19 protein-coding genes are annotated in these 22,663 nt (G+C 68.6%); 15 read left to right on the top strand and 4 right to left on the bottom strand.

The window, feature by feature from the left end:
* Positions 1–21: 21 nt before the first annotated feature.
* Together secF and ABDW59_RS19025 are read left to right on the top strand one after the other, a co-directional pair.
* Positions 22–1,056, top strand: coding sequence for a protein translocase subunit SecF (secF, locus tag ABDW59_RS19020; protein WP_343631994.1), 1,035 nt, complete (start codon positions 22–24; stop codon positions 1,054–1,056).
* A gap of 34 nt (positions 1,057–1,090) precedes the next feature.
* The gene (locus ABDW59_RS19025; RefSeq protein WP_343631996.1) at positions 1,091–3,514 is read left to right on the top strand and encodes a DUF1631 family protein; all 2,424 of its coding nucleotides are present in this window, start codon (positions 1,091–1,093) and stop codon (positions 3,512–3,514) included.
* 62 nt (positions 3,515–3,576) lie between these two features.
* Here ABDW59_RS19025 and ABDW59_RS19030 read toward each other — a convergent pair whose 3' ends face one another.
* From ABDW59_RS19030 to ABDW59_RS19040, 3 genes are all read right to left on the bottom strand, one after another.
* Positions 3,577–4,029: a DUF494 domain-containing protein gene (locus tag ABDW59_RS19030; RefSeq protein ID WP_343631998.1), complete on the bottom strand. Its 453-nt coding sequence runs from the start codon at positions 4,027–4,029 to the stop codon at positions 3,577–3,579.
* 186 nt (positions 4,030–4,215) lie between these two features.
* Entirely contained in the window at positions 4,216–5,403 is a 1,188-nt protein-coding gene (gene dprA / locus ABDW59_RS19035; protein ID WP_343632000.1) for a DNA-processing protein DprA, read from the bottom strand.
* Between the two features lie 42 nt (positions 5,404–5,445).
* A complete protein-coding gene (locus ABDW59_RS19040; RefSeq protein WP_343632002.1) occupies positions 5,446–6,615 on the bottom strand; it encodes a LysM peptidoglycan-binding domain-containing protein in 1,170 nt (389 codons plus the stop codon).
* A gap of 215 nt (positions 6,616–6,830) precedes the next feature.
* Between ABDW59_RS19040 and def the strand changes: the two genes are divergently transcribed.
* The 10 genes from def to pyk all read left to right on the top strand — a co-directional run bounded on the left by def (position 6,831) and on the right by pyk (position 17,721).
* Entirely contained in the window at positions 6,831–7,343 is a 513-nt protein-coding gene (gene def / locus ABDW59_RS19045) for a peptide deformylase (RefSeq protein WP_343632004.1), read from the top strand.
* Positions 7,344–7,357: 14 nt separating this feature from the next.
* Entirely contained in the window at positions 7,358–8,326 is a 969-nt protein-coding gene (fmt, locus tag ABDW59_RS19050; RefSeq protein WP_343632034.1) for a methionyl-tRNA formyltransferase, read from the top strand.
* Positions 8,327–8,500: 174 nt separating this feature from the next.
* Entirely contained in the window at positions 8,501–9,346 is an 846-nt protein-coding gene (gene htpX / locus ABDW59_RS19055; protein WP_343632006.1) for a zinc metalloprotease HtpX, read from the top strand.
* Between the two features lie 139 nt (positions 9,347–9,485).
* Positions 9,486–9,917, top strand: a complete 432-nt coding sequence (locus tag ABDW59_RS19060; RefSeq protein ID WP_343632008.1) for a hypothetical protein — start codon at positions 9,486–9,488, stop codon at positions 9,915–9,917.
* Between the two features lie 137 nt (positions 9,918–10,054).
* Positions 10,055–10,864, top strand: a complete 810-nt coding sequence (locus ABDW59_RS19065; RefSeq protein WP_343632010.1) for a head GIN domain-containing protein — start codon at positions 10,055–10,057, stop codon at positions 10,862–10,864.
* A 121-nt stretch (positions 10,865–10,985) separates the two neighbouring features.
* Positions 10,986–11,735, top strand: coding sequence for an AzlC family ABC transporter permease (locus tag ABDW59_RS19070; protein WP_343632012.1), 750 nt, complete (start codon positions 10,986–10,988; stop codon positions 11,733–11,735).
* Positions 11,732–12,061: an AzlD domain-containing protein gene (locus ABDW59_RS19075; RefSeq protein ID WP_343632014.1), complete on the top strand. Its 330-nt coding sequence runs from the start codon at positions 11,732–11,734 to the stop codon at positions 12,059–12,061. Before ABDW59_RS19070 ends, ABDW59_RS19075 begins: the two co-directional genes overlap by 4 nt.
* A 63-nt stretch (positions 12,062–12,124) precedes the next feature.
* Positions 12,125–13,318, top strand: coding sequence for a phosphoglycerate kinase (locus ABDW59_RS19080; RefSeq protein WP_343632016.1), 1,194 nt, complete (start codon positions 12,125–12,127; stop codon positions 13,316–13,318).
* 555 nt (positions 13,319–13,873) lie between these two features.
* Positions 13,874–16,192 (top strand): NADP-dependent malic enzyme, encoded by a 2,319-nt coding sequence (locus ABDW59_RS19085; protein WP_343632018.1) that lies wholly within the window; start codon positions 13,874–13,876, stop codon positions 16,190–16,192.
* Positions 16,193–16,290: 98 nt separating this feature from the next.
* Positions 16,291–17,721 carry a pyruvate kinase gene (pyk, locus tag ABDW59_RS19090; RefSeq protein WP_343632020.1) on the top strand — a complete coding sequence of 477 codons (1,431 nt, stop codon included), beginning with the start codon at positions 16,291–16,293 and terminating at the stop codon, positions 17,719–17,721.
* A gap of 99 nt (positions 17,722–17,820) precedes the next feature.
* On the opposite strand, the gene ABDW59_RS19095 is transcribed toward pyk, so the two are convergent.
* The gene (locus ABDW59_RS19095) at positions 17,821–18,840 is read right to left on the bottom strand and encodes a DUF4325 domain-containing protein (RefSeq protein ID WP_343632022.1); all 1,020 of its coding nucleotides are present in this window, start codon (positions 18,838–18,840) and stop codon (positions 17,821–17,823) included.
* Positions 18,841–19,252: 412 nt separating this feature from the next.
* Here ABDW59_RS19095 and fba point away from each other — a divergent pair, with 412 nt between their 5' ends.
* From fba to ABDW59_RS19110, 3 genes are all read left to right on the top strand, one after another.
* The gene (fba, locus tag ABDW59_RS19100; RefSeq protein ID WP_273490729.1) at positions 19,253–20,317 is read left to right on the top strand and encodes a class II fructose-bisphosphate aldolase; all 1,065 of its coding nucleotides are present in this window, start codon (positions 19,253–19,255) and stop codon (positions 20,315–20,317) included.
* Between the two features lie 112 nt (positions 20,318–20,429).
* Complete coding sequence (locus tag ABDW59_RS19105; protein ID WP_343632026.1) at positions 20,430–21,326, top strand: phosphoribosylaminoimidazolesuccinocarboxamide synthase; 897 nt, start codon at positions 20,430–20,432, stop codon at positions 21,324–21,326.
* Positions 21,327–21,333: 7 nt separating this feature from the next.
* Entirely contained in the window at positions 21,334–22,479 is a 1,146-nt protein-coding gene (locus ABDW59_RS19110; protein ID WP_343632028.1) for a hypothetical protein, read from the top strand.
* Positions 22,480–22,663 lie beyond the last annotated feature (184 nt).

The raw sequence follows: 22,663 nt of genomic DNA on the forward strand, positions 1-22,663 counted from the left end.
TAGCAAGAGAGCTCACAAGCCATGGAATTCTTCCGAATCAAACGGGACATCCCGTTCATGAAGCACGCGTTGATCCTCAACGCGATCTCCTTCATCACCTTCCTCGCGGCGGTGTTCTTCCTTGTGACCAAGGGGTTGCACTTCTCGATCGAGTTCACCGGCGGCACGGTGATCCAGGTCCAGTACGCGCAGACCGCGGACATCAACAAGGCCCGCCACATCGTGGAGCAGATGGGCTTCGGCGAAGTGCAGGTGACCAACTTCGGCACCTCGCACGACGTGCTGATCCGTCTGCCGGTCAAGCCCGACGTCAAGCAGGACGCGCTGGTCGACAGCGTGTTCGGCGCGCTGTGCAAGGCCGAGCAGGGTCAGGTCGTGTCCCACCAGGAAGTGACGCCGCAGGGCGAGTCGGTGAGCAAGCGGGCCTGCTCGGTGAACGCGGCCGAGCCGCTCAAGCTCACCAGCAGCGAAGTGGTCGGCCCGTCCGTCGGCGCCGAGCTGGCGCACGACGCCGCCTGGGCGCTGATCTGCGTGGTGGTCGGCATCATGGTCTACCTGGCCTTCCGCTTCGAGTGGAAGTTCGCGGTCGCCGGCATCATCGCCAACCTGCACGACGTGGTCATCATCCTGGGCTTCTTCGCCTACTTCCAGTGGGAGTTCTCACTGGCGGTGCTGGCGGCGATCCTGGCCGTGCTGGGCTACTCGGTGAACGAGTCGGTGGTCATCTTCGACCGGATCCGCGAGGCCTTCCGCAAGTACCGCAAGCTCAACACCCACGAGATCATCGACCACGCGATCACGTCCACGATCAGCCGCACGATCATCACGCACGGCTCGACGCAGATGATGGTGCTGTCGATGCTGCTGTTCGGCGGCCCGACGCTGCATTACTTCGCGGTGGCGCTGACCATCGGCATCCTGTTCGGCATCTACTCGTCGGTCTTCGTGGCCGCCGCGATCGCGATGTGGCTGGGCGTCAAGCGCGAGGACCTGGTCAAGTCGACCAGCACCAAGCGCGAGGACCCGGATGACCCCAACGCCGGCGCGGTGGTGTAGTAGAGTCGTCCGCACCCGATAGTCCACAAGCTCGATGACCGCCGCCGACGCAAGATCCCAGGCCCTGGCTTCGCAAGCGCGGCGCGTCCACACGGAAGTGCTGCTGCGGGGCCTGCCCGCGTTGGTCGGCGTGCTGACCACGGCGGTGCAGGACCTGCTGTCCCAGCCCGCCGAGCACGGTCTGCAGATGGCCCGGCGCGATGCGTTCGAGGCCTGGCAGCGGTCGGCCACCCCGTGGCACGCGCGCCTGGGCAAGGCGCTGCGGCACGCTTATCACCACGGTCCCGGCGACTCGCGCAGCGCATCGCTGTCGTCGCGACCCCAGAATCTTTCGCTCGTCAGCGACGACACCATCGAGCGCGAGATCATCGCCTCGCGGCTCGCGCTGGCGATGATGGACAAGGCCAGCTGGGAGTTCAGCGACCTGCGCAATCGCATGCAGTCGCTGGAGCGGGTCGAGGACCTGGCGCAGCAGGACCTGCTGCGCGCGCAAGTCCTGGCGCGCATCGTGCTCGACGCCTGGTTCGAGGCGGGCCTGAGCAGCTCCGTCTGGCAGATGCTGCAGCGCTGGCTGCATCACGAGTTTTCTCAGCTCCTCAACGAGTGCTATCACGAGGCCAACCGTTGGCTGATCCAGCAGGGCGTGATGCCCGAGGTCGACCTCCGTCCTTTCATTCGGCGCAACGCCCCCGCCTCCAGCGGCGCCACCCAGGCCGCCGCGCTGGGGCCGGCCGCGCCGGGCCCTCAGGCCGGCAGCGCGCAGGTTGCTCAAGCGGCTCAGGCCGCCGCGGCGGCGGCCGTGGCGACACCCGCCAGCCAATCCGCTCAGCAGGTCATGGCGCAGCTGCAGCGCGTGCTCGCGCGGCATGTGCCCGAGCTCGCGCAGGTGCCGGCGCCCGCGCCGAGTGCTTACGCGCATGGCGCACAGGGCCAGTCGGCCGGCGTGTCCTCGGGCCACACGATCCGCGGTGGGGCTTATGCCGCGCCGGTGTCGGCGGCGTCCGCGGCAGTCGCCGCCGCGGCACGTGGCGCGTCGTCGTCGGGTCCGGTCACGCAAGGCGGCTCTGCGCGCCTGAGCGCCGCCATCAACCACGCGCAGGAGGCGGTCCAGCGACGCGCCGACCAGGTCGCCAGCGCCAACCAGGCGCTGACCGCGCCGCAGGCGCTCGATGAGATCCGCCATCGCAACCAGGCGCTGAAGCAGGTCCTCAAGCAGGCCGCCGACACGCCGGCCGAGCGCGCCACCATCGAGCTGGTCGCGCTGCTGTTCCAGGCCATCCTGCAGGAGGAGCGTATCCCGCCGGCGATCCGCGTCTGGTTCGCGCGGCTGCAGATGCCGGTGCTGCGCGTGGCCGTCAGTGAGCCCGATTTCTTCGCCACCGAGGACCATCCCGCGCGTCGTCTGATCGACCGCATGGGCGCCTGCGTGATGGGCTTCAGCGCGTCGAGCGCCGAGATCGGCGATGCGCTGGAGCGGGAGATCAAGCGGGTGGTGCAGGTCGTCGAAGCCTATCCGGACACCGGCCGACGCGTGTTCCAGACGGTGCTGACCGAGTTCGAGAAGTTCCTCGATCACTACTTCCAGCAAGAGAACGAGGTCTCGCGCAAGGGCGTGTCGCTGGCCCAGCAGGTCGAGCAGCGCGAGACGCTGGCGATCCAGTACACGATCGAGTTGCGCAAGATGCTGTCGGAAGTCCCGGTGCAGGACGGCGTGCGCGACTTCCTGTTCCAGATCTGGGCCGACGTGCTGGCGGTGACCGGCGTGCGCTACGGCCCGCAGGCCGAGCAGACGAAGGCCATGAAGCGCGCCGCCGCCGATCTGATCTGGTCGGCCAGCGCCAAGGTCTCCCGCGAGGACCGCGCCGAGGTGATCCGGCGCCTGCCGCCGCTGCTCAAGACGCTGCGCGACGGCATGGGCCACGCCGGCATCAACAGCGAGCGTCAGGATGAGCAGATCCGGTCATTGAACAACGCGCTGGCCGCGGCCTTCACCGCCAAGACCGCCGCGATTCCGCGCGAGCGGCTGGACGATCTGATGAGCCAGCTGGAGACGCTGGAAGCGATGTTGCCGTCTCCCGAGGCGGGCGAGATCAACGAATCGCTGGTCCGCGACCTGTCCAGCCACGAGTGCGAGGGTCTGGAAGTCGTCGCCGAGGGCGGCACCGCGCCGTCGCCGGCGATGCTGGCCTGGGCCAAGGAGCTGCAGGTCGGCAGTTGGTACATGCTGGACTACCGCGGCCGCGAGGAGCCGGTCCAGCTGGCCTGGCGCGGGCTGCGGCACCACCTGATCCTGTTCGTCTCGCCGCAAGGGCGGGGCGTGCTCTTCCAGCTGAGCCGGCTGGCGGCCTTCCTGCAAGCGGGGCTGATCCTGCCGGCGCAGGACGAATCGCTGACGGTGAAGGCGACGCGCAACGCGCTCGCCAAGCTCGAGGTCGACCCGACCCGTTTGCTGGCCTGAGGCCGACAAAAAACCGGCGCCGCTTTCGCGGGGCCGGTTCGCAGGGTGTGGAAGGCCGCCGATCAGTGGATCAGGCGTTCTTCGGGGGCGACGAAGAGCTCGTCGAGGATCAGCGCGTCGGGCTCTTCGCCCAGGCTCCAGAACACCATCAACACGATGATCTTCAGGTCCTCGAGGTCCAGCGGACCGCCGGGGATGGCCATGGCGCGGTCGATCACCATCTCGCGCATGGCGGTAGGCAGCACGCCGGCCGAAGCCAGGAAGCTGATGAAGCCGATGGAGACGTCGCCCAGGTGATCTTGCTCGTCTCGCGAATAGACCCGCAGGCTGCGACCGTCGGGCTCGCCGTGATGCGAGGCGGACGCGGCGGCCAGACCGTCCAACCAGGACAGCGCGTCGCGGATCTCGTCGTCCTCGAACCCGACCGCCGACAGTTTCCGGGTCAGTTGCGCGTGATCCGGGCAGGCGTCGGGGCGCCAATAGGTTTCGTACAGGTAGACGAGAACGTCGAACATGCGGGGACTATAACTCACGGTCCGAAACCCCTTCCGGCCGAAATGGGCGGCCTCCGGCGCCGAGATTCCCGCATCCAAACCGGCGTTTCGAGGGCGTTTCGAGCCGTTTTCAGGCCGTACTCGAGGAGATTCCGAGGAGGTTCCGGGGAGGCGTCTCGGCGGCGTCCAGGCCGTGTGCGGCGTCGCTCAAGCGCTGCCTCGACGCTGGAACAGCGCCCCCGGCAGCCGAGCCACGTCGCCCGCCAACTCCAAGTCCAGCAGGACCGCATTGAGCTCGTCCTGGCCCCAGCCGCTTCGCTGGGACAGCTCCTCCAGCGAGATCGTGTCCTTGCCGATCGCTCGCAGCAGCGGGTGATCGGCGGAGAAGGGCGAGGCTGGCTCCGGCTCCGGCTCCGGCTCGAGCGCCACTTCCGAGTCGAGTTCCGGGTCTTGCTCCGGTTCTCGTCCCTGCGCCCGACGCCGCTCCTCCTGCAGGGGGAGCTGTGGCGTCCGGGGCAGTCCGCCGACGGGGAGCTCTGCCAGCAGGTCATCGAGATCCTGAACCAGACAAGCGCCTTGCTTGAGCAGGTGATGGCAGCCGCGCGCCTCGGGCGAGCGGATTGATCCGGGGATCGCGAAGACCTCGCGGCCCGCTTCGGTCGCCTGCCGCGCCGTGATCAGGGAGCCCGACTTCAACGCCGCCTCGACGACCAGGCAGCCCTCGGAGAGCCCCGCGATGATGCGGTTGCGCTGGGGGAAGTTGGGGCCCATCGGCGGCGTGCCGATGAAGTACTCGCTGATCAGCAGCCCGCGCCGCGCGACCGCGCGCGCCAGCGCGGCGTGTTCCAGCGGATAGACCTTGTCGAGGCCGCTGCCGAGCACGGCGATCGTGCTGCCCGGCGTGTCCAGCGCGGCCTCATGGGCGGCGCCGTCGATGCCCAGCGCCAGACCGGACACGACGCAGAAGCCCGCGTTGCCCAGACCCGCCGCGAAGTGGCGCGCGTTGTCGTCGCCCTGCGGGCTGGGACGGCGGCTGCCGACGACGGCGACGCTGCGTTGCTGCAGCAGCTCGCGCCTTCCGTCCAGATAGAGCATCAGCGGCGGATCCGCGATCTGCAGCAGCGGATCGGGATAGTCGGCGTCGCCGATCAGCAGCACCGAGCGGCGGTCGCCGCCGTCCAGCCAGGCTTGCGTGCGCCGAGTCAGCCGGTCGAGCTCGGCGCCCGGCTTGGCCAGGAGGTCCGCTTCCTTCCCGTCGACGAGCGCGGCCCATCCGGACCGCCCCGCGCGCATCACCGCGCCGGGTGAGCCGTGCCGCGCGAGCAAGCGTCGCGCGCCACCGCGCGAGACGCTGGAGAGCAGGTGCAGCCAGTCGCGCAGGTCGTCGGGGCTCATCCGCGGGTCCTGACTACGACCGATCTCGGAGAGCCGCCGCGCTTACGGCTGGGTGAAACGGTCGCCGGGGCTGACCGGTTCCTGGACCGACAGGATCAACGCGTAGGAGACCCGGTCGAAGACCTGGAAGACAAAGAGCACGCCATGGCGCTCGTCCGGGAGCCGGACCTCTTCCTTGCGCTCCGTCGTCGGGTCGCGCACGACGCGGCCGGCTTGCCAGAGCGCCAGCACGTGGCCGCGCTCAAGGCCGTCGCGCGAGCCCTTGTTCAGCGCCACGATCTGGTTCTGGCCGGCGCGGACCGCGTCGCCATAGATCGACACGATGCGGCCGTCGATGGGCTTGCCGGGGGCGTGCGGGACATAGCTGGTGTAGCCGCGCGGCGGAATCGGCGCCAGGCGGTCGCCCGTCTGCACTTCCTGGCGGGTCAGCGCGATCGTCAGCGTGGTCGGGACCTCGTCCTTGGTGCCGGCCTTGCTGCCGAGGCGGGTGACCTCGGCGGTGCCGACATAGGGCGCCTCGTAGCCGAGCAGCTCCTTGGTCACCGGGTCCAGCAGCGGCGTGGGCTGGCGGAAGACGCGGTACTCGGTCAGCTCGGGATTGAAGTTGCCGCGGGCATAGGCCAGATCGCCCTTGGACATCCAGACGCGGTTCTCCTGCGCGGCCACGACGCGGGGCGCGAGCTCCAGCTCATTGGTGTTGAGCACCACCGCCTCGTTGAGGAAGGGCTCGATCAGATGCTGCGGGATCGGGGCGATGGAGCCGTCGTAGAGCGAGGACGCGCGCACCTTGGGCGACAGCTTGACGGTACCGCCGGGCGCGCCGCCCGCGTTGCCGCTGAGGTCGCGGCCCATCTGCAGACGGGCGCGGCCGTCGCTCTTGACCAGCACCAGCACCTGGCCGGGATAGATCAGATGCGGGTTGCGGACCTGCTCGGTGTTCATGCCCCACAGCTCGGGCCAGCGCCACGGGCTCTTCAGGAACAGGCCCGAAATGGCCCAGAGCGTGTCGCCGGACTTGACGGTGTAGGTATCGGGCGCGTTGGCCGCGAGCTCCGAGACCGGGACCCCGGTCTGCGCGACTTGCTGCGCGGTCTGGCGCTGCTGCGCCGTGATGGGATAGTCGCCCGCGGCCATCAGCGGGCTGGCGCTGAACAGGCCGGCGGCCAGGGCCGCAGCAATCGTCGTGAAGCCCAGCGGCCGCCTTTGCGTCATTACTTGTTCTCCCGCGCCGGTGGGTAAGGCCCCTCGTGGCCGGTGGCGCTTTTGTGGCAAGACCCTGACGCCCGTCCCAAATCGGCGAAAATCCCGGTCTTGCCGGCGGCGATTCTGCCCAGATTCAGGGGTACCCGCAACGAAGGCTCCCGCTGTCTCTTGCAAGCCCTTACAACCCGGCGTTGTGTCCCGTCCACAGCGCATCCCTCACGTCCATGTCGAAACTGTCCATCCTCCGCTTCCCCGATCCGCGCCTGCACACCGTCGCCAAGCCGGTGGCCGTCGTCGACGACCGCATCCGCCAACTGGCGGACGACATGCTCGAGACCATGTACGACGCCGAGGGCGTCGGCCTGGCCGCGACCCAGATCGATGTGCACGAGCGCGTGCTGGTGATGGACGTCTCCGAGGAGCGCAACCAGCCGCTGGTGCTGGTCAACCCGGAACTGGTGGCCGCGAGCGAAGAGATGATCGAAGGCGAGGAAGGCTGCCTGTCCGTGCCCACGATCTATGACAAGGTCATGCGCCACAAGACCGTGACGGTGCAGGCGCTGGACCGCGACGGCAACACCTTCCAGTTCGATGCCGAAGGCCTGCTGGCCGTGTGCGTCCAGCATGAGATGGACCACCTGATGGGCAAGGTCTTCGTCGAGTACCTGAGCCCGCTCAAGCGCGAGCGCATCAAGACCAAGCTGGTGAAGAAGGCCCGCGACGAGGCCAAGCGCTGATGACGAGCGCTGGCCTGCGCGTCGCGTTCGCGGGGACGCCGGAGTTCGCGGCGGTCGCGCTGCAGGCGCTGCTCGACGCGCGCTTCGAGGTGCCGCTGGTGCTGAGCCAGCCGGACCGGCCCGCGGGGCGCGGCATGAAGCTGCAGGCCTCGCCGGTGAAGCAGCTGGCGGTGAAGCATGGCATCGCGGTCGCGCAGCCGCGCAGCCTGCGTCTGGACGGCAAGTACCCGGACGAGGCCGAGGCCGGCCGCCAAGCGCTGCTGGACGCGCGGCCCGACGTGCTGATCGTCGCGGCGTACGGGCTGATCCTCCCGGAATGGGTGCTGGAGCTGCCGCGCCTGGGCTGCCTGAACATCCATGGCTCGATCCTGCCGCGGTGGCGCGGAGCCGCTCCCATCCATCGTGCCATCGAGGCTGGCGACGCCGAGACGGGCATCACCATCATGCAGATGGACGAGGGCCTGGACACCGGCGACATGCTGCTGATCGAGCGCCTCCCGATCGCGCCCGCGGACACGACGGCGACGCTGCACGACAAGCTGGCCGCGCTGGGCGGCCGCATGATCGTCGAGGCGTTGGAGCTCGCCGCCTGCGGCGGCTTACGCCCCGAGCGGCAGCCCGAGGCCGGCGTCACCTACGCCCACAAGATCGAGAAGGCCGAGAGCCAGATCCGCTGGTCCGACGACGCCGCGCAGATCGCGCGCCGTCTGCGCGCCTTCGACCCGTTCCCGGGCGGCGTGGCACAGCTTGACGGTGAGCCGCTGAAGGTCTGGCGCGCCGAGGTCGTCGAGACCGACGGCACGCCCGGCGAGCCCGGCCGTGTGCTGTCCGTGTCCGCCGACGGCCCGGTCGTGGCCTGCGGTCGCGGCGCGGTACGGCTGACCGAGCTTCAACGTGCCGGCGGCAAGCGCCTGCCGGCCGCCGCGTTCCTGCAGGCACGGCCGTTGCAAGTGGGCGAGCAACTCGGCGAGCAGCTCAGCTGAGCCAGCGTCCGCGGGTCCCGAACGCGGACGCGCGTGAGGCGCGGCTCATCGCTTTGCCCTGACTTAATCACAGGTCCGACCAGCTTGAAGTTGCTGGTCCGGCCGTCACGTGGGGAGATCTGGACGGTGTACCGTCCGGTCTTGTCCCGTTTGCAGCTTTTTGAGGAGGTTCCCATGTTCAACCTGATGAAGACCGCCATCCTGATGGCCGCCATCACCGCGCTGTTCATGGCGATCGGCTCGATGCTGGGCGGCCAGTCGGGCATGCTGATCGCGCTGGTCGTGGCGCTGGGCATGAACTTCTTCAGCTACTGGTTCTCCGACAAGCTGGTGCTGAAGATGTACCAGGCCCAGGAGGTCGACGCCCAAAGCGCGCCCCAGTTCTACAACATGGTCAAGGAGCTGGCCCAGCGCGCGCAGCTGCCCATGCCCAAGGTCTATCTGATCCAGGAAGACGCGCCCAATGCCTTCGCCACCGGCCGCAATCCGGAGCACGCCGCCGTCGCCGCGACCACCGGCATCCTGCGCGTGTTGTCCGAGCGTGAGCTGCGCGGCGTGATGGCCCATGAGCTGGCGCACGTGAAGCACCGCGACATCCTGATTTCGACCATCAGCGCCACCATGGCCGGCGCGATCTCGATGCTGGCCAACTTCGCGATGTTCTTCAGCCCGCGCGACAGCGAGGGCCGGCCCGCCAACCCCATCGTCGGCCTGCTGGTGGCGATCCTGGCGCCGATCGCCGCCTCGCTGATCCAGATGGCGATCAGCCGCGCGCGCGAGTTCGAAGCCGATCGCGGCGGCGCGGAGATCTCCGGCGACCCGCAGGCGCTGGCCTCGGCGCTGGACAAGATCCACCGCTACGCCCAGGGCATTCCGATGGAGACGGCCGAGCGCCACCCAGAGACGGCCCAGATGATGATCATGAATCCGCTGTCCGGCGGCGGTATCCGCGGGCTGTTCAGCACCCATCCGTCCACCGAGGAGCGCATCGCGCGCCTGATGGCGATGGTCCGCCGCTGAGCATGGCTCCAGGGGCGATACGGCCCCCAGCCTACGAAACACCGCCTTCGGGCGGTGTTTTTGTTTGGACCGCCCGCATCAGGCCGGCGCCACAATGCCCCGGTTCAAGCCGAGGCCCGTCGCGGCCGATAAGGACTCCATGAAGGCTCTGCTCCGCTCCCTGACCGCATTCGCCCGTCCCGCGCTGGGCGCTGTCGCGCTCGGCGGCGCCGTGCTGCTGGCCGGCTGCGACCAGCTCGGCATCGAGGATCCGGCCAAGGTCGCCGCCGCCAAGGAGGCCGATGCCAAGGCCATCGGCGGCGCCTGCCGCAACGCACTGCGCGCCATCGAGGACTGCTACGCCCTCAATCCCAAGGCGCAGAAGGCGGCGGTCTACGAGGGCTGGCGCGAGATGGACGAGTACATGCGCGAGAACAAGCTCGAGGGCACGCGCCCGGTGGTCGCCAACCAGCCCGCCGCGAGCAAGCCCGCCGACGCCGCGTCGGAGGAGGAAGAGGATTCGCCGCGCTCCGCCAAGGGCAAGGTCGGCGACGCGCCGGCCGACAAGGGCTCGGGCAAGGGCGCTCACTGAGCGTGGGCTGAACGGCCCGCCCGGCCGATCGGGCGGCCGTGCAGTTGAGGCCGTCGTCGATGCAGTTCGTCGTCCTGTCATGGCCCGGTCGGGCCGTCGACAGGATGATGCGATCATCGAGAGTTAGGAGATCGCACATGACGACCCACGCTTCCCCCCGGTCCACTTCGTCCACCCCCGCGCGCGCCACCCGTCGCGCTTTCGCCGCCGCGCTGCTGGGCGTGGCCGCCATCGCCGGCGCGACCGGCGCGCAGGCTTGGTCCTGGAGCTTCGGCGGCTCGCAACGCATCGAGGGCAACGGTGACGTCGCCTCCGAAACCCGTGATGTGGGCGCGTTCGACGCCGTCTCGCTGGCGGGCGACTTCAAAGTCTTCGTGCGCCAGGGCTCGGCCGAGCGGGTCGAGGTCAAGACCGATCGCAATCTGTTGCCCTACATCGAGACCCGCGTGGTCGACGGCAGCAAGGGCCGCACGCTGGAGATCAGCTCCAAGCGCGGCTTCAGCCTGAACTCCCGCGGCACGCCCACGGTGACGTTGGACTTGCGCCAGCTGCGCGGCTTGTCGATCGCGGGCTCGGGCGATATCCGCGTCGAGCCGATGAAGACCGGCAACCTGGAAGCCAGCATCGCCGGCAGCGGCGATCTGCGCATGCAGGGCCTGGAAGCCGACCACGTGACGCTGCGCGTCGCGGGCAGCGGCGACATGCAGGTCAACGGCAAGGCCAACTCGCTGAGCGTGAGCGTGGCCGGCAGCGGCGACGTCAAGACCCGCGAGCTGGTCGTCGACGACGCCAAGGTCAGCATCTCCGGCAGCGGCGACGTGACTGTGCAGGCCAGCCGCAAGCTGGACGTGCGCATCGCCGGCTCGGGCGACGTGGGTTACATCGGCAGCCCCGAGATCAGCCTTTCCAACGCCGGCTCGGGCTCGGTCCGCAAGCTCAACAAGTAAGCCCGGCGCCTGCCCGGCGCGGCCCACTGCGGGCCAGGCCGGGCGGTGTGCGTACGCCCCTCGCCACGACGGTGGACGAGGGGCGATTCGTTTCTGGCGGACGCGTACGACAATCGCCCGCATGGCCGAAGGACTCCAGGCGCTGGTGCGTCACCCCGAATTCAAGCGTGGCGCGAAGGACATGCTCGGCATCACGCTGGGCATTTCGGCCTGGGGTCTGGTCACCGGCGTGGCCATGGTCAAGAGCGGTCTGGGCGTGGGCCTGTCGCTGCTGATGAGCTTCGTGGTCTTCGCCGGCAGCTCGCAGCTGGCCTCGCTGCCGCTGATCGCCAGCGGCGCGCCGCTATGGGTGCTGTGGGCCACGGCCTTCTGCGTGAACCTGCGTTTCGTGATCTTCAGCGCCCAGTGGCGGCTGTACTTCGCGCCGCTGCCGCGCGTACAACGCCTGGTGCTGGGCTACTTCGCGGCCGACCTCAATTACGTCGCCTTCCTCAAGCGCTTCCCCGATCTGAAGCCCGACCCTGAACAGCAGCTCCCGTACTTCTGGGGTGGCGTGGCGATCAACTGGTTTGCCTGGCAGATCCCCGCGGTCATCGGCATCGTGCTGGCGGACCGCATTCCGACGAACTGGGGCCTGGGCTTTGCCGGCGTGCTGGCGCTGCTGGGGCTGAGCTACTCGCTGCTCAAGGACCGCAACAGCTGGGTCTCGGCCGGGGTCGCGAGCTGCGCCGCGGTGGCCGCCTACGCGCTGCCATTGCGGCTCAACATCCTGGTGGCGATCGCCGCCGCGGTCGCGGTCGGGCTGATGATGGAACGCTGGCTGCCGCCGGCGGGATCGGGCGGAGCGGGTTCCGGCGGGAGATCCGCATGAGCCTCTGGGAAGCGATTCTGGGCATCGCCGGGATGGCGGTGATCACGATGGTCACGCGGGCCTTCTTCATGATCCCCGACAAGGAGATCCCCATGCCCGACTGGCTGCGCGACGGCTTGCGCTACGCGCCGCTGGCCGCGCTGGCGGCGGTCATCGTGCCGGAGATCGTCATGACCCAGGGCGAGCTGATCGAGACCTGGAAGGATGCGCGGCTCTTCGCCGCCGCGACCGCAACGGGCTACTTCTTCTGGAAGCGCGGCATCCTCGGCACCATTGTCAGCGGGACCGTCGTGATGCTGGCGCTGCGGATCGGGCTGGGGTGGTGAGTTAAGCTGCGGCCCGATTTGCCGACCCCGGCGCCCGCTTTCCAACTACTCGAAGCTCATCCCATGAACGTCCTGCGATTCGCCGATCTGATCGCCGCCGGCAAGGTGGCCGACCAGCGCGTCTTCATCCGCGCCGACCTGAACGTGCCGCTCAACGATGCGGGCCAGATCACCGAGGACACGCGCGTGCGCGCCTCCATCCCCGCGATCGAGATGGCCCTGAAGGCCGGCGCCGCGGTGATGGTCACCTCGCACCTGGGCCGCCCGACCGAGGGCGAGTTCAAGCCCGAGGATTCGCTGGCGCCGGTCGCCAAGCGCCTGGGCGAGCTGATGGGCCGCGAGGTGCCGCTGGTGGCGAACTGGGTCGACGGCGTCGACGTCAAGCCGGGCCAGGTGGTGCTGCTCGAGAACTGCCGCGTCAACAAGGGCGAGAAGAAGAACAGCGAAGAGCTGGCGAAGAAGATGGCTGCGCTGTGCGACATCTTCGTCCACGACGCCTTCGGTACCGCGCACCGCGCCGAGGCCTCGACCTACGGCGTCGCGCAGTTCGCCAAGATCGCTTGCGCCGGCCCGCTGCTGGCCGCCGAGATCGACGCCATCGGCAAGGCCCTGGCCAACCCGAAGCGTCCGCTGGTGGCGATCGTGGCGGGCTCCAAGGTCTCGACCAAGCTGACCATCCTGCAGTCGCTGTCCAAGAACGTGGACGGCCTGATCGTCGGCGGCGGCATCGCCAACACCTTCATGCTGGCGGCCGGTCTGAAGATCGGCAAGTCGCTGGCCGAGGCCGATCTGGTCGGCGAGGCCAAGGCGGTGATCGAGGCCATGGCGGCGCGCGGCGCCGCGGTGCCCATCCCGGTGGACGTGGTGACGGCCAAGGCCTTCGCCGCCGACGCGCCTGCGACCGTCAAGGCCGCGACCGAGGTGGCCGATGACGACCTGATCCTGGACATCGGGCCGAAGACCGCCGCGCTGCTGGCCGATCAGCTCAAGGCCGCCGGCACCATCGTGTGGAACGGCCCGGTGGGCGTGTTCGAGTTCGACGCCTTCGCCCATGGCACCGAGACGGTCGCCCGCGCGATCGCCGCGTCGGACGCGTTCTCGATCGCCGGCGGCGGCGACACGCTGGCCGCGATCGCCAAGTACGGCATCGAGAAGGACGTGGGCTACATCTCCACCGGCGGCGGCGCCTTCCTGGAAGTGCTGGAGGGCAAGACCCTGCCGGCTTTCGAGATCCTGGCCAAGCGCGCGCAAGGCTGAGGACCCGGAAGACGCGGAAGACCCTCTCCCCAGCCCTCTCCCGCAAGCGGGAGAGGGGGAATTCGGTCCACTCCCGCAAGCGGGCGAGGGGGAATCCAGCCGCTCTCCCGCTCGCGGGCTAGCGAGCGCGGGGAGGTCGCGCGCTGCCCGTCTTACTCCCTCTCCCGCTTGCGGGAGAGGGCAGGGGAGAGGGTCTTCTCTCTCGACCCCCACATCCGCAAACACGGCCCCCGGACCGAGCCCGCATCCCCAGCGAGCGCGAGGACCGCACGCCGTGAGCGACGTGCGACTGGGGTCACTTGAAGGCGGATCTGGCGGGTTCCGCCGTGAACACGGGGAATCGCCCGGAGTTCGGCACAGATCCCGGATACCCCCTCATTCCATGCATCACCGATTGCCATCTTTGCATGGCAGTTAAAACTGAATTCATCGCGCGGTCCGAGCCGCAGGATTAAGCTTTGCGCCCCCCGTGACACCGCTACCGGGCGAGTCCATGGGCGCTGAAGCGCCCACGCGCCGGGCGTCGGGGCCTTATTCATCGCGACGGAGATTTGCATGACCGACCACCCCGACGGCCTCGGCCTGAGCCCGGCTGAAGCCGCCCTGCGCGAGGCCGCGCTGGAGTACCACCGCAGCCCCACGCGCGGCAAGATCGCCGTCACGCCGACCAAACCCCTGGCCAACCAGCGCGACCTGTCGCTGGCCTACTCGCCGGGCGTCGCCTATCCCTGCCTCGACATCGAGAAGGACCCGACCCTGGCGGCCGAGTACACCTCGCGCGGCAACCTGGTCGGCGTGGTCACCAACGGCACCGCGGTGCTGGGTCTGGGCGACATCGGCCCCCTGGCCGCCAAGCCGGTGATGGAAGGCAAGGGCTGCCTGTTCAAGAAGTTCGCCGGCATCGACGTCTTCGACATCGAGCTGGCCGAGCGCGATCCCGACAAGCTGGTCGAGATCATCGCGGCGATGGAGCCCACGCTGGGCGGCATCAACCTCGAGGACATCAAGGCGCCCGAGTGCTTCTACATCGAGAAGCAGCTCAGCGCCCGCATGAACATCCCCGTCTTCCACGACGACCAGCACGGCACCGCCATCATCTCCAGCGCCGCGCTGCTCAACGGTCTGGAGCTGGTGGGCAAGGACATCGCGCAAGTGAAGGTCGCCGTGTCCGGCGCCGGCGCCGCGGCCATCGCCTGCCTGGACGTGATGGTGGGCCTGGGCGTCAAGCGCGAGAACGTCTACGCCGTCGATTCCAAGGGCGTGATCCAGAGCGAGCGCGCCGATGCCGCCAAGCTCGACGAATCCAAGCGCCGCTACTGCCAGGTGACCTCCGCCCGCACCCTGGCCGACGTGGTCAAGGACGCGGACGTGTTCCTGGGCTGCTCCGCCGCCGGCGTGCTGACCGCCGAGATGGTCAAGACCATGGCGCGCCAGCCCATCATCCTGGCGCTGGCCAACCCCGAGCCGGAGATCCGCCCCGAGCTGGCCAAGGAAGCGCGGCCCGACTGCATCATGGCCACCGGCCGCTCCGACTACGCGAACCAGGTCAACAACGTCCTGTGCTTCCCCTACATCTTCCGCGGCGCGCTGGACTGCGGCGCGACCAAGATCACCGAGGCCATGAAGCTGGCCTGCGTGCGCGAGATCGCCGCTCTGGCCAAGGCCGAGACGCCGCCCGAGGTCGCCGCCGCCTACCCGGGCCAGGACCTGGCCTTCGGTCCCGACTACATCATCCCCAAGCCCTTCGACGCGCGCCTGATCCTGCGCATCGCGCCGGCCGTGGCCAAGGCCGCCGAGGAATCCGGCGTCGCCACGCGCCCCATCGCCGACATGGCCGCCTATCGCGAGCACCTGTCGCGCTTCGTCTATCAGACCGGCATGTTCATGCGTCCGGTCTTCGCCGCCGCCAAGGCCAATCCGGCCCGCGTGATCTACGCCGAGGGCGAGGATGAGCGCGTGCTGCGCGCGGTGCAGGTCGCGCTGGACGAGGGGCTGGCCAAGCCCACGCTGATCGGCCGGCCGGACGTCATCGCGATGCGCCTGAAGCGCGCCGGCCTGCGCATCAAGCTCGGCGAGGACGTCGCCGTCATCGACCCGGAGAACGACCACCGCTTCCGCCAGTATTGGGAGGCCTATCACCTGGCCATGGGCCGCAGCGGCTTCACGCCGGAGATGGCCAAGGCGGCGGTGCGCCGCTCCAACACCACCATCGGCGCGCTGGCCATCCAGCTGGGCGACGCAGACGCGATGATCTGCGGCATGGTCGGCCGTTTCGACTCGCATCTGGAGCACGTCAAGGACCTGATCGGTCTGAAGGCGCAGGTCTCCAACTTCGCGACGATGAACGCGCTGATGCTGGAGCAACGCACGCTCTTCATCGCCGACACCTTCGTCAATGAGGATCCGACCGCCGAGGAACTGGCCGACATCGCCAGCCAGGCCGCCGAGGAGCTGCAGCGCTTCGGCCTGCCGCCCAAGGTGGCCTTCCTGTCGCACTCGATGTTCGGCAGCAGCAAGCGGCCGTCGGCGCTGAAGATGCGTCAGGCGCGCGACCTCTTCGCCGAGCGTCATCCCCACATCGAATGCGACGGTGAGATGCACGGCGACGCCGCGTTGTCGGAAGACGTGCGTCACACCTTCCTGCCGGACTCGACGCTGAGCGGCTCGGCGAACCTGCTGGTGCTGCCGACGCTGGACGCCGCCAACATCCTGTTCAACGTGCTGAAGGTCGTGAGCGGCCAGGGCGTGACGGTGGGCCCCATCCTGCTGGGCGCCCAGCGGCCGGTGCACATCCTGACCCCGTCGGCCACGGTACGCCGCATCGTCAACATGACGGCGCTGGCGGTGGCCGACGTGCAGGCCGCCAAGGCCTGATCGTTGGAAACCGCACCGTAACCTGTCGAAACCGGTTGGAGCGGCCGAGGCCGCTCCATAATCGCCGGCTGTAACTAAATTTCAGACAGAGACAAGCCATGTCGCGAGCCACCAAGATCGTTGCCACCCTCGGCCCCGCATCGTCCTCCCCGGAGATCCTGGCGCAGATGATCCAAGCCGGCGTCGACGTGGTGCGATTGAACTTCTCTCACGGCAAGGCGCAGGACCACATCGACCGGGCCCGCATGGTCCGCGAGGCGGCCGCCCGCGCCGGCAAGGAAGTCGCGATCATGGCCGACCTGCAAGGTCCCAAGATCCGCGTCGGCAAGTTCGAGAACGGCAAGATCGAGCTGGTCAACGGCGCGTCCTTCATCCTCGACGCCGACCGCACCGAGCCGGGCAACGAGATGGTCGTCGGCCTGGATTACAAGGAACTGCCGCGCGACGTGAAGCCCGGCGACACGCTGCTGCTCAACGACGGTCTGCTGGTGCTGACGGTCGAGGCGGTGCGCGGCTCGCAGGTGCACACCATCGTCAAGCAGGGCGGCGAGCTGTCCAACAACAAGGGCATCAACAAGCAGGGCGGCGGTCTGACCGCGCCCGCGCTGACCGGCAAGGACATGGAGGACATCAAGACCGCGATGTCCTTCCAGTGCGAATACCTGGCCGTGAGCTTCCCCAAGAACGCCACCGACATGGAGATGGCGCGCCAACTGGCCAACGTCGCCGGCGAGCCCTATCGCCACAAGCCGGGGATGATCGCCAAGATCGAGCGCTACGAGGCGATCCCGCATCTGGAGGCGATTCTCAAGGCCTCCGACGGCATCATGGTCGCCCGCGGCGACCTGGCCGTGGAAGTGGGCAACGCGGCGGTCCCCGCGCTGCAGAAGCGCATGATCAAGATGGCACTGGAGCTCGACAAGGTCTGCATCACCGCGACGCAGATGATGGAGTCCATGATCGTGAACCCGGTGCCCACGCGCGCCGAGGTGTCCGACGTCGCCAACGCGGTGCTGGACGGGACCGACGCCGTCATGCTGAGCGCCGAGACGGCCGCGGGCCGCTTCCCGGTCGAGACCATCCAGCAGATGGCCGCGATCGCGCTGGAGGCCGAGAACGCCGAGTTCGTGACGCTGGACACCGATTTCGCCAACCGCCAGTTCGGCCGCATCGACCAGTCGATCGCGATGGGCGCGCTGTTCACCGCGCACCACCTGGGCTGCAAGGCCATCGTGGCGCTGACCGAGTCCGGCTCCACCGCGCTGTGGATGAGCCGCCATCGCATCCACGTCCCCATCTTCGCGCTGACCTCGCAGCCGCTGACGCATCGCAAGATGGCGCTGTACCGCAACGTGACGCCGCTGCTGATGCCCAACTTCACCGACCGCGATCAGGCCCTGAAGGCGGCGGAGGATCTGCTGATCGAGCGCGGCGTGCTGATGCCGGGCGACACCTACGCCATCACCTGCGGCGAGCCCATGGGCTACCCGGGCGGCACCAACATGCTGAAGGTCTGCCGCGTCGCATGATCGGCGACAGGTCCGATGACATCGGACCTCGGCGATGAACGATGAAATGAGCGATGAAATACGCCCGGTCCTGCCGGGCGTATTCGCTTCTTGGCCAGGTCAGGCCTTGCGCGCGGCGGCGACCAGCGCGGCGATGCGCGGCGTCATGTTGAGCGGCACCAACTCGACTTCCTCGTGCGCCCGCGCGAAGACGCGGAAGAGCTCGTCGGCGAAGGCGTGGCCGACATCGTCCACGCCGCTGAAGTCCACCTCGGCCCGCTTGAACTGCGGCAGCCGAGCGGCCACGCGCCGCGCCTGCGCGCGCGAGTCCAGCATCTGCCCCGGCCCCACCACCAGATTCAACAGGATGCGCGTCTGATCGAAAGCGATGCCGCTTCCATCGACGCTCCATTGCTCCAGCACCTGATCCAGCGTGCGCGAGCTCTCCAGCGCGATCGCCATGTAGATGGAGCTGCCCTGGCGCGGCAGGCCCTTGCCGTCCTTCCACGCATTGCCCTCCCAGGCGCGGCGCTGGAAGGCGCGTCCGTTGGCATGGATGTCGAAGACGTCGGCCAGCTGCGAGCTGAAGAACAGCCCGCGTCCGGTGTGCGCCTGCGGCTGCGTCGTCAGCCGGCCCTTGCTGAGCTCCAGCATCGCGTGGCGCGCGTCGGTGAGCTCGTAGGTGTCGCAGATGCGCTCGAAGACGCCGCAGCCGTCGTCGGAGACCAGCAGCTGCGCATGCGTCGGCGTCTGGCGCAGCGAGACCGTGACACTGGTGCCGTCGCTGTGGTCGATGGCGTTGTTCACCAGCTCGGTGAAGCCGTGCTGGATCATGCGCGCCACGTGGCGGGGCAGCTGGAAATGCGGCGCGTAGTCGCGCTGCCAGATCACATCCTCCATCAGCCCGTGCAGCGTGTAGCTGCGCGCGACCTGACGCAGCGAGCCCGGACCGAAGACCGGCCGGCGCGCCGTGCCCGAGCGGGTCAGCCACTGGGCCTCGACCAGCCGGCGCAGCGCGGCCAGCACGGCGCGTCGGCTGGCGCCGGTGCGCTCCTCGACGTAGGCGGGCAGATCCAGCGCGTGTTCGTTGGCGGCGGCGGTGATCCACAGCGTCAGCTGGTCGATCGCGAGACGGGTCATGAAGGTCCTGGCAGGGGAGGGCGGCATCGAGGGGAGGCCGGCGGTATCGGAGCGCAATCCGGGCGATCGGAGCCTGTCGCGCGGCAAGGCACGATGCTTGCTCCGATGGGGCCGGGCCGTCCGGCCGAGAGCCTACCGGCCGCTTCCCCCGCCTCGCAAGCGGAACGACCCCCATCCAGGGGGCGTGGCGCGCGACCCATGCGACCGGCGCCCGCTCCAGACGGCGCCCCTCAGAGGGGCGGCGGGGCGACGCGGTCGGGCTGGTATGGCACCACTTCGGGGGGAGCCTCAGGATCGTTACAGAGCCGGTCATGGGGGCTGGCTAGAATCCGGCCCAGTTACGGCGTGGTTACGGCGCGGTTACGGCGCGACGGCCTCGGCCCAGGAATTCATCACTTCTCGGAGAACTCTCATGGCACTCGTCTCGATGCGCCAACTGCTGGATCACGCGGCTGAAAACGGCTACGGGATTCCGGCGTTCAACGTCAACAACCTCGAGCAGGTCCAGGCCGTGATGGCCGCGGCGGACGAAGTCGGCGCCCCGGTGATCCTGCAGGCCAGCGCGGGCGCCCGCAAGTACGCCGGCGAAGCCTTCATCAAGCACCTGATCCAAGCCGCGGTCGAGGCCTATCCGCACATCCCGCTGGTCATGCACCAGGACCACGGCACCAGCCCCAAGGTCTGCGAGGGCGCGATCAACCTGGGATTCGGCTCGGTGATGATGGACGGCTCGCTGCGCGACGACGGCAAGACCCCGGCGGACTTCGACTACAACGTGGACGTGACCCGTCGCGTGGTCGAGATGGCGCACAAGGTCGGCGTGACCGTCGAGGGCGAACTGGGCTGCCTGGGCAACCTGGAGACGGGTGACGCCGGCGAAGAGGACGGCATCGGCGCGGACGTCAAGCTGGACCACAGCCAGATGCTGACCGACCCGGAAGAAGCGGCGGTCTTCGTCAAGGCCACGCAGCTGGACGCGCTGGCCATCGCCATCGGCACCAGCCACGGCGCCTACAAGTTCTCGCGCAAGCCCACGGGCGACATCCTGGCGATCTCGCGGGTCAAGGAAATCCACAAGCGCATTCCCAACACCCACCTGGTGATGCACGGCTCGTCGAGCGTGCCGCAGGAGCTGCTGGCCATCATCAACCAGTACGGCGGTCAGATGAAGGAGACCTTCGGCGTGCCGGTCGAGGAGATCCAGGAAGCCATCAAGCACGGCGTGCGCAAGATCAACATCGACACCGACATCCGACTGGCGATGACCGGCGCGGTGCGCAAGTTCCTGTTCGAGAACCCGGACAAGTTCGACGCCCGCGAGTGGCTCAAGCCCGCGCGTGAAGCGGCCAAGCTGGTCTGCAAGGCGCGTTATCTGGAGTTCGGCTGCGAAGGCCAGGCCCCGAAGATCAAGCCGCGTGCGCTGGTCGACGTGGCCGCCGCCTACGCCCGCGGCGAGCTGGCGCAGGTCGTGCAGTAAAACGCGACGCACCGGCACGAGCCGGTCGATGCACGAGGCGCCCCGCGGGGGCGCCTTTTTCATGCCTGCCTCTAGAATCCCCGCTTTGTCCCAGGTCCCGCCGAGTACGCCCATGACTGCCGCCCTGCACACCTCCTCGCTGAGCTCCCTCCCATTGATCGCGCGTGGCAAGGTGCGCGAGAACTACGCGGTGGGCGACGACCGCATCCTCATGATCGCGTCGGACCGCATCTCGGCCTTCGACGTCATCATGGACGAGCCGATTCCGGGCAAGGGCGCGCTGCTGACGAAGATGGCGCTGTTCTGGTTCGACAAGCTGGACGGGATCGTCCCGAATCACCTGACCGGCGACGATCCGCTCTCGGTGGTGACCGAGGCCGAGAAGGATCAGGTCCGTGACCGCGCGATGCTGGTCAAGCGCCTGAAGCCGCTGCCCATCGAGGCGGTGGTGCGCGGCTATCTGGCCGGCTCCGGCTGGAGCGAGTACAAAACCAGCGGCAAGGTCTGCGGCGTCGCGCTGCCGGCCGGTCTGCAGAACGCCAGCAAGCTGCCGCAGCCGATCTTCACGCCCGCGACCAAGGCCGAGATGGGCGACCACGACGAGAACATCGATTTCGAGCGCTGCTCGGAGATCATCGGCCGCGAGATGGCCGAGAAGGTGCGCGACATCGCCATCCAGCTCTACCAGCGGGCGGCGGACTATGCGCTGACCAAGGGCATCATCATCGCGGACACGAAGTTCGAGTTCGGCCTGGATGCCGACGGCACGCTGACGCTGATGGACGAGGTGCTGACGCCGGACTCGTCGCGCTACTGGCCGGCGGAAAGCTACGCGGTTGGCAGCAACCCGCCCAGCTACGACAAGCAGTTCCTGCGCGACTGGCTGGAGCAGGCCACGGTGAACGGCCAGCCCTGGGGCAAGGTGGCGCCGCCGCCGACGCTGCCGGCGGAGGTCATCGCCAACACGTCCGCGAAGTACTCGGAAGCGCTCGACCGCCTGACGCGCTGAGGCCGGCATGCAGGACGCATCGCCCGCCGTCGCCGCCACGCTCGTCATCAAATCGCGGCTGCTCAAGCAGCTGGAGAAGGACATCGCCTCGGCCGCATCGCCGATGGCCTCGGCGGGCGCGCGTGCCAAGCGCGCGATGCTGCTGGCGCGTCACGGCGCGGTCGCTGAGGCGCGCGAGGCGCTGACCGCGCTGCATCAGCTTTCGTTCCAGCATCCTCATCCGGAGATCGGCGCCTGGTTGCATCTGGCCGAGGGCCTGATGAGCTACTACAACGGCTTCGTCGTGCAGCAGGCGCAGGACCGCATCCAGCGCGCGCTGACCATCGCCGGCAGTGCGCCGGCCCTGGCCGAGGCGCGGGTGCTGGCGTCGGCCTGGCTGGCGCAACTGGCCTTCATCCGGCATGAGCCGGGGCAGCTCGTCGAGCATGCGAAGCGCTGCCTGGACGAGGTCGGTGATCCGGAGTCCGGCCATCACGTCGCGCAGGCGCGGGTGTGCATGGCGATGGGCGTGGCCTGGCATTACGCGGGCGACAGCGAGGCAGCGCAGCGCTGGTACATCCGCTCGCGCCGGCATGCGGCGAGCGAGGGCGACGATGCGTCGTTGTCGGCGCTGATGTTCAACATGGCGGGCATGCGGGCGTCGCAGCTGCGGCGGGAGAGCCTGTCGGGGCAGACGGCCCGCGGCCCGGAGATGCTGCTGACGGTGGACTCGGTGCGTCATTACGACGCGGCGGTCGGCGCGCAGATGATGAGCGAACTCACGCCGGTGCTGCGCGCGCAGGTGCTGACGATGCAGGGGCATTTCGATGAGGCGCGCCAGCTCTATGAGGAGCATCTGCCGCAGGCGATGTCGCTGGGGCTGGAGCGGCTGGGCAGCAGCCTGCTGTCGGATCTGGCCTGGTGCCGAGCCAACCTCGGTCAACACGAACATGCGCTGCATCAGGCCCGCGAGGCGGAGATTGAGCTCGATCCCGATTGCGAGTTGGATGACCGAGCGATCACGCACAGCCGGCTGGCGCAGACTTTCCGGCTGATCGGGGAGCGCGCCGATGCGGAGCGGCATCAGGCGCTGGCCGATGCGGCCTGGGCGCAGTTCGGCGAGCAGCAGCTGCAGTGGCGGGAGCTGCTGGCGGCGAGCGGGTTGCAGGCCTGACTTCCTCGCCCGCTTGATCGAGAGGGCACCGAGTAGCTCCCTCTCCCGCTTGCGGGAGGGGCCTGTCCGAATTTCTGTGTGTGAGGCTCATTGGACCTTCACTGAGTTCGTGAAGCGGGTTGGCGATGTTACGGGGTCAGTTTCTTGAAGCGATCCTCGTAGAGGATGGCGAACTGGTTCATCG

The organism is Roseateles sp., assembly GCF_039595295.1.
Classification (GTDB): domain Bacteria; phylum Pseudomonadota; class Gammaproteobacteria; order Burkholderiales; family Burkholderiaceae_C; genus Roseateles.

Bases quoted from the DNA above. Each gene is read 5' to 3' on its own strand.
- htpX (WP_343632006.1), top strand. From the start codon at position 8,501: ATGTTCAACCTGATGAAGACCGCCATCCTGATGGCCGCCATCACCGCG.
- ABDW59_RS19080 (WP_343632016.1), top strand. From the start codon at position 12,125: ATGAACGTCCTGCGATTCGCCGATCTGATCGCCGCCGGCAAGGTGGCC.
- ABDW59_RS19040 (WP_343632002.1), bottom strand. From the start codon at position 6,615: ATGACGCAAAGGCGGCCGCTGGGCTTCACGACGATTGCTGCGGCCCTG.
- ABDW59_RS19065 (WP_343632010.1), top strand. From the start codon at position 10,055: ATGACGACCCACGCTTCCCCCCGGTCCACTTCGTCCACCCCCGCGCGC.
- secF (WP_343631994.1), top strand. From the start codon at position 22: ATGGAATTCTTCCGAATCAAACGGGACATCCCGTTCATGAAGCACGCG.
- ABDW59_RS19030 (WP_343631998.1), bottom strand. From the start codon at position 4,029: ATGTTCGACGTTCTCGTCTACCTGTACGAAACCTATTGGCGCCCCGAC.
- ABDW59_RS19070 (WP_343632012.1), top strand. From the start codon at position 10,986: ATGGCCGAAGGACTCCAGGCGCTGGTGCGTCACCCCGAATTCAAGCGT.
- ABDW59_RS19110 (WP_343632028.1), top strand. From the start codon at position 21,334: ATGCAGGACGCATCGCCCGCCGTCGCCGCCACGCTCGTCATCAAATCG.
- fba (WP_273490729.1), top strand. From the start codon at position 19,253: ATGGCACTCGTCTCGATGCGCCAACTGCTGGATCACGCGGCTGAAAAC.
- ABDW59_RS19105 (WP_343632026.1), top strand. From the start codon at position 20,430: ATGACTGCCGCCCTGCACACCTCCTCGCTGAGCTCCCTCCCATTGATC.
- def (WP_343632004.1), top strand. From the start codon at position 6,831: ATGTCGAAACTGTCCATCCTCCGCTTCCCCGATCCGCGCCTGCACACC.
- ABDW59_RS19025 (WP_343631996.1), top strand. From the start codon at position 1,091: ATGACCGCCGCCGACGCAAGATCCCAGGCCCTGGCTTCGCAAGCGCGG.
- ABDW59_RS19075 (WP_343632014.1), top strand. From the start codon at position 11,732: ATGAGCCTCTGGGAAGCGATTCTGGGCATCGCCGGGATGGCGGTGATC.
- pyk (WP_343632020.1), top strand. From the start codon at position 16,291: ATGTCGCGAGCCACCAAGATCGTTGCCACCCTCGGCCCCGCATCGTCC.
- ABDW59_RS19060 (WP_343632008.1), top strand. From the start codon at position 9,486: ATGAAGGCTCTGCTCCGCTCCCTGACCGCATTCGCCCGTCCCGCGCTG.
- dprA (WP_343632000.1), bottom strand. From the start codon at position 5,403: ATGAGCCCCGACGACCTGCGCGACTGGCTGCACCTGCTCTCCAGCGTC.
- ABDW59_RS19095 (WP_343632022.1), bottom strand. From the start codon at position 18,840: ATGACCCGTCTCGCGATCGACCAGCTGACGCTGTGGATCACCGCCGCC.
- ABDW59_RS19085 (WP_343632018.1), top strand. From the start codon at position 13,874: ATGACCGACCACCCCGACGGCCTCGGCCTGAGCCCGGCTGAAGCCGCC.